This window comes from Streptomyces sp. NPDC054932 (genome assembly GCF_053610205.1).
Map to the genome: position 1 here is coordinate 1 of NZ_JBSGXU010000323.1, position 5,354 is coordinate 5,354.

The 5,354-nt window shown below is 75.6% G+C and carries 6 protein-coding genes and 1 pseudogene; 4 read left to right on the top strand and 3 right to left on the bottom strand.

Features of this window, described 5'->3' with window-relative positions:
- On the top strand, window positions 1-455 hold a 455-nt coding region (locus tag ACWGE1_RS39920; protein ID WP_453425374.1), incomplete at its 5' end, for a GTP-binding protein.
- A 73-nt stretch (window positions 456-528) separates the two neighbouring features.
- Here ACWGE1_RS39920 and ACWGE1_RS39925 read toward each other — a convergent pair.
- Window positions 529-771, bottom strand: a complete 243-nt coding sequence (locus ACWGE1_RS39925) for a DUF6158 family protein (RefSeq protein ID WP_453425375.1) — start codon at window positions 769-771, stop codon at window positions 529-531.
- Window positions 772-803: 32 nt separating this feature from the next.
- Window positions 804-1,826, bottom strand: a complete 1,023-nt coding sequence (locus ACWGE1_RS39930; protein WP_453425376.1) for a GlxA family transcriptional regulator — start codon at window positions 1,824-1,826, stop codon at window positions 804-806.
- A 126-nt stretch (window positions 1,827-1,952) separates the two neighbouring features.
- On the opposite strand from ACWGE1_RS39930, the gene ACWGE1_RS39935 reads away from it, so the two are divergent.
- The 3 genes and pseudogenes from ACWGE1_RS39935 to ACWGE1_RS39945 all read left to right on the top strand — a co-directional run.
- Window positions 1,953-2,915, top strand: a complete 963-nt coding sequence (locus ACWGE1_RS39935; protein ID WP_453425377.1) for an NADP-dependent oxidoreductase — start codon at window positions 1,953-1,955, stop codon at window positions 2,913-2,915.
- Window positions 2,916-2,998: 83 nt separating this feature from the next.
- Window positions 2,999-3,643: a TetR/AcrR family transcriptional regulator gene (locus tag ACWGE1_RS39940; protein ID WP_453425378.1), complete on the top strand. Its 645-nt coding sequence runs from the start codon at window positions 2,999-3,001 to the stop codon at window positions 3,641-3,643.
- A pseudogene (locus ACWGE1_RS39945) lies at window positions 3,640-4,923 on the top strand (MFS transporter); the annotation flags it as partial. The gene ACWGE1_RS39940 and the pseudogene ACWGE1_RS39945, both read left to right, overlap by 4 nt.
- On the opposite strand, the gene ACWGE1_RS39950 reads toward ACWGE1_RS39945, so the two are convergent.
- On the bottom strand, window positions 4,906-5,354 hold a 449-nt coding region (locus tag ACWGE1_RS39950; RefSeq protein ID WP_453425379.1), incomplete at its 5' end, for a LysR substrate-binding domain-containing protein. The pseudogene ACWGE1_RS39945 and the gene ACWGE1_RS39950 sit on opposite strands and share 18 nt — an antisense overlap.

Below are 5,354 nucleotides of genomic sequence, written 5' to 3' on the forward strand. Positions count from 1 at the left end.
AGGCGGACGAGGCGGGGGTCGGCACGCTCGTCTGGCGCCGCCACCGGCCCTTCCACCCGGAGCGGCTCTACGAGGCCCTGGAGGACCTCGCGTGCGCGGCCGCCCGCAGCCGCGGCCGCTTCTGGCTCGCCGACCGCCCCGACACCCTGCTGGCCTGGGACGCCGCGGGCGGCGCGCTCTGCATGGAGAGCGGCGGCCCGTGGCTGGCCTCGCTGCCGGACGCCGCGTGGGAGATGATGCCTGCGGTGCGCAGGGCCGCAGCCGCCCTGGGCTGGCATCCCGAGCACGGCGACTGCTGCCAGCACCTGGTCTTCGTCTCACCAGGCCTGGACCGCGAACGGCTGGCCGGGATCCTCGACTCGTGCCTGCTGACCGACGCCGAGTTCGCCGCCGGTCGGGAGGCGTGGAAGCGCCTGCCGACCGCCTTCGGCGCCCTCCTCGACCCCGCCTCCTGAGCGCAGGGACCGGCCCGGCACCCGCGAGTACGGGGGCCGGGCCGGGCGGCCTGGCGCCCGGAGAGCAGCGGCCTCAGTCCCCGGCGCTACGGGCGCGGGCCCCCGAGCGGGTGCGGCCCGCGGTCTGGGCCCGCTGCGGGTGGCGGCGCACGTACTCGTGCTCCAGCTCGTTCATCCGCTTCGTGTGGGTGACCAGGGCGTCGTCGGACCCGTGCAACAGGGTCTCGTGGCGCGTGCGGTGAATGGCCTCGAGCTCCTTGAGGAGCCGGCCCTCCTCCAGCTTCTGCGCCGACGGACCGCCGTCGTTCTCCGTCATGGCACGTGCACCTCCTCCGCCGGGCCGCGGGATCACACTCGGCCTTCCTCCCCGGCCACTCCATCATCCCCCGCACCGCGGGACAGGGCCTCCGGGCGCATCGCACGGAAGGTACGGCGGTACGCGTGGGGAGAGACGCCGATGGCCGTGCGCAGGTGCTGGCGGAGCGAGGTGCCGCTGCCCAGGCCCGCGCGGGCGGCCACCGTGTCGACCGGCCAGTCCGTGGTCTCCAGCAGGTGCCTGGCCCGCTCGATCCGCTGCTGCACCAGCCACTGCCCGGGGCTCGCTCCGACTTCGTCCCGGAAGCGCCGGGTGAAGGTCCGGACGCTGACCCCGGCGTGCGCGGCCATGTCGGCCAGGGTCACGGGTTCGCCGATCCGCTCCAGCACCCAGGCACGGGTGGGAGCCGTGCCGCTGCCCGTCGGCGCGGGAACGGGGCGGCGGATGTACTGCGCCTGCCCGCCGTCGCGCCACGGCGGTACGACACAGGCGCGTGCCACGTCGTTGGCGACCGCGCTGCCGTGGTCGCGGCGGACGATGTGCAGGCAGAGGTCGATCCCGGCGGCGACCCCGGCCGAGGTCAGGACGTCGCCGTCGTCGACGAACAGCACGTCGGGGTCGACGCGGACCCGGGTGAAGGTCCGCCGCAGCCGGTCGGCCTCGCGCCAGTGGGTGGTGGCCGGACGGCCGTCGAGGAGGCCCGCGGCGGCCAGGACGTAGGTTCCGGTGCAGATCGCCACCATGCGGGTGCCGGGGCGGACGGCGGCGAGGGCCGTGCGCAAGGTGTCCGGGAGGCGGCCTTCGGTCCGGATCGGTCCCAGGTCGCGGGAGGGCGGGATGACCACCGTGTCGGCGGTGGCCAGGACGGACGCGTCGTGGGCGACGGCGAGGTGGTAGTCGGCGTCGGTCCGCACCGGGCGGCCGTCCAGGCTGCACGTGGTCACGGAGTAGAGCGTCTTGCCCCCGGGGTCGCGTGCCGCGCCGAAGACGCGGGCCGGGATGCCCAGTTCGAAGGGCATCACACCGTCCAGGGCGAGAACTCCGATGCGGTGCATGACCCGATCCTTTCACTGGTTGACCATCGGGCCACTACCTGGCCCCTCCCCCTGGCGACAGCCTGGGAACGCGCCCCGCCGAAGGGGCGCTGAGCAACCGGTCCCCCCTCCCCGAGAGAGATCACCATGACCCACGAAGCCCGTCCGATGATGCGCGCCGTCACCCAGGACCGCGCCGGCGGACCGGAAGTGCTCCGGCTCGTCGAGACCGAGCGGCCGAGCCCCGGCCCGACCGAGGTCCTGGTCCGGGTCCATGCCGCAGGCGTCAACCCGGCGGACTGGCAGACGCGGTCCCGGGGCGTGTTCTCCACCGGCGCCACGCCCCCGTTCACCCTGGGGTTCGACGTCTCCGGCGTCGTCGAGGCGGTCGGCCGCGGGGTCACCGTCCTGCGGCCCGGCGACGCCGTGTTCGGCATGCCCCGGTTCCCGCACCCCGCCGGCGCCTACGCCGACTACGTGACGGCGCCGGCCCGCCATTTCGTCCACCTCCCCGAAGGGCTCGGCCACATCGAGGCGGCGGCCGTCCCGCTGGCCGCCCTCACCGCCTGGCAGGCCCTGGTCGACACGGCGGGCATCGGGCCGGGCTCGCGCGTCCTGATCCACGCGGCGGCGGGCGGAGTGGGGCACCTCGCCGTGCAGATCGCCAAGTCCCGGGGCGCGTACGTCATCGGCACCGCCCGTGAGGCCGGGCACGGCTTCCTGCGCGCACTCGGTGCCGACGAACTCGTCGACCACACCCGCCGGGACTTCGCGGAGGACGTGAGCGACGTCGACGTGGTCCTCGACGCCGTCGGACCCGCCTACTGGTCCCGCTCCCTGCGCACCCTGCGGCCCGGCGGAACACTGGTCTCGATCGTGCCGCCCGACGAGACGTTCCCCGTCGAACAGGCCCGCGCGGCCGGGGTGCGTGCGGTGTTCATGCTCGTCGAGCCCGACCGGTGCGGACTGAGCCGGATCGCCTCCCTGATCGAGCGCGGCCTGCTCCGCGTCGAGGTCGGCGCGGTGCTCCCCCTGGAGGACGCGGCCCGGGCCCACGCGCTCGGCGAGGCAGGACGCACCGGGGGAAAGATCGTCCTGTCCGTGGCCTGACGCCGCGTTGTCGCGGCGGCCGGTCCGCGCGCCCTCCCCCGAAGCGAGTAGACACTGTCTACGCCTCCTGGTAGACAGTGTCCATGGACGAGGAGAGACCGCTCCGGGAGCGGCTGATCGACGTGGGTGTGGAGCTGGTCCTGAGCGAGGGCACCGGCGCTCTGGGGCTGCGGGAGATCGCACGCCGGGCGGGCGTCTCGCACGGGGCGCCGCGCCGGTACTTCCCCACGCACCAGTCCCTGCTGTCGGCGATCGCCCGGCGTGGCTTCGAGGATCTCGGGATGCGCTTCGCGCACACGGAGGCGGTCGCCGGGCCACTGTCCCCGCGGGAGCAGGTGCGGGCGATCGGGAGCGCGTACGTCGGCTACGCGCTGGAGCACCCGGGGATGTTCGAGCTGATGTTCCGCCACGACCTGCTGGACAGCACGGGCCAGGACCGGAGCCAGGAGCGGAGCCAGGACCGGGAGCAGGACCGGAACCCCTCCGAGGGGCCCCGGCTGCGGGAGACGACGCTCCCGATGTTCGGTCTCCTCGTCTCGCTCGTCCAACGCTGCGGTGCGGCCGAACCCCCCGTCACCGCGGCCGCGTTGTGGGCCAACCTGCACGGCCTGGCGCAGCTGTGGCGCTGGGGCAGCCTGCCGCTGGCCCTCGGCGACGCCCCGGCCGACGGGATCGAGCGGCTCGTCGCGGCAGCCGTCGACGCCCATCTCGGACCGGAAACCCTATGAGGCAGCGGATATCACTCCTCGTCAGCGTGGCGGGAGCCATGCTCGTCGCGCTGGACGGCACCGTGCTGACCGTGGCGCAGCCGAGCCTTCGGCGCGATCTGGGGGCGAGCGTCGCGCAGGTCCAGTGGACCAGCACCGCCTATCTGCTCGCCGTGGCCGCGTTCCTGGTCGTCGCCGGGCGCCTGGGCGACCGGTACGGGCACTCCCGGCTGCTCCTCGTCGGCGTGCTCGGCTTCGCCGCGGCCTCGGCGGGCATCGTGTTCGCGCCCGGCGTGGGCTGGGTGATCGCCCTGCGTGCCGCGCAGGGCGTGTTCGGGGCGCTGTTGCAGCCCGCGACGCTGGCACTGCTGCGGCTCGCGTACCCGCCCGACCGGCTCGCCACTGCGGTGGCCGTGCGGACGAGCTCGATCGGGGCGGCCGCGGCGGCCGGCCCGCTGCTCGGTGGCCTGCTGGTCGCGCAGTGGGGCTGGCGGGCCGTGTTCGTGATCAATGTGCCGGTGGCCCTGGTGATCGCCGCGCTGACGCTCGCCGTACGGGCCCCCGCGCCGCCGCGCACAGCGGCCGGGCGGCCGGACCTCACCGGCGCCGCCCTGCTCGCGACGGCCCTCGCGGTACTCGTGCACGCACTGGTCGGTGTGCCCGAGTACGGGTGGACCGGCGCGCCCACGGTCGTCGGGTTCGGGGCCGCCGCCGGGCTTGCGGCCCTGTTCGTACGCCGTGAGCGGCGGGCCGCGCAGCCGTTCGTCCCGCACGCCGTGGCCCGGTCCACGGCGGTGACGGCCTCGATGGGGCTGCTGCTGATCGTCTCCGCGGGCATGTTCGGGGCGCTGTTCACGGCCACGTTCCACCTCCAGGACGTCGAGGGGCTGGACCCGCTCGCCACCGGGGTGCGCGTGCTGCCGCTGACGGCGGCGATGGTCGTGGGGGCGCCGGTGGCGGGCCTGGCGCTGCGCCGGTTCGGACCGCGCCGGACCGCGCTGGCCGGTACGGGGCTGGTCGTCGCCGGGATCGCGGGGCTGGGCTCCGCGTCCGCGGTGGCCTTCGGGGTGCTCGGCGCCGGGTTCACCACCGTCATGGTCACCGCCACCGGGGCCGTGGTCGGCGAGGCCCCGGCCGGATACGCCGGGGTCGTCGGGGGGCTCAAGCAGACGGCCATGAACGTCGGCCCGGCCCTCGGGATCGCGGTCGCCGCGGGCGCCGGGCCGCACGGCTCGTCGCTGGTGGCGCTGGCCGTGCTGACGGCCGCAGGGCTGGTGGTGGCGTCACTGCTGCCCGGCGGCGCGCGCCCGGCAGCTGCGGGCGACCTCGTCGGCGAAGACCAGGGCGGGCGGGGCGAGGGCGGCCCAGCGGCGCACGGCCCAGCCGACCGCGAGGGGCGGCAGCGCGGGGATCGGCACGAGGCGCAGCGGGCCGGCGGAGCCGGGGACCTGCCAGCCGGGCAGCGCGGGCACGACGGCGTGTCCGAGGCCTAGTTCGGCGAGCAGCAGGGCGGTGTCCCAGTCGGCCACGCTGGTGTCGGAGCTGACCCGGATGCCGGCTTCGGCGAAGGCGGCGTCGAGGTGGGCGCGGGAGGCTGAATTCTTGGGGAGCCGGATGTGACGGATGCCGGCGAGGTCGGCCGGGTCGATGCGGGGGCGGGCGGCGAGGGGGTCGTCGGCGCCGACGGCGAGCACCCAGGGGAGCTCCATGACGGGGCGCAGCTCGATACCGC

Excerpts from the sequence above, each read along its gene's own strand:
- ACWGE1_RS39925 (WP_453425375.1), bottom strand. The coding sequence starts at position 771 with ATGACGGAGAACGACGGCGGTCCGTCGGCGCAGAAGCTGGAGGAGGGC.
- ACWGE1_RS39930 (WP_453425376.1), bottom strand. The coding sequence starts at position 1,826 with ATGCACCGCATCGGAGTTCTCGCCCTGGACGGTGTGATGCCCTTCGAA.
- ACWGE1_RS39935 (WP_453425377.1), top strand. The coding sequence starts at position 1,953 with ATGACCCACGAAGCCCGTCCGATGATGCGCGCCGTCACCCAGGACCGC.
- ACWGE1_RS39940 (WP_453425378.1), top strand. The coding sequence starts at position 2,999 with ATGGACGAGGAGAGACCGCTCCGGGAGCGGCTGATCGACGTGGGTGTG.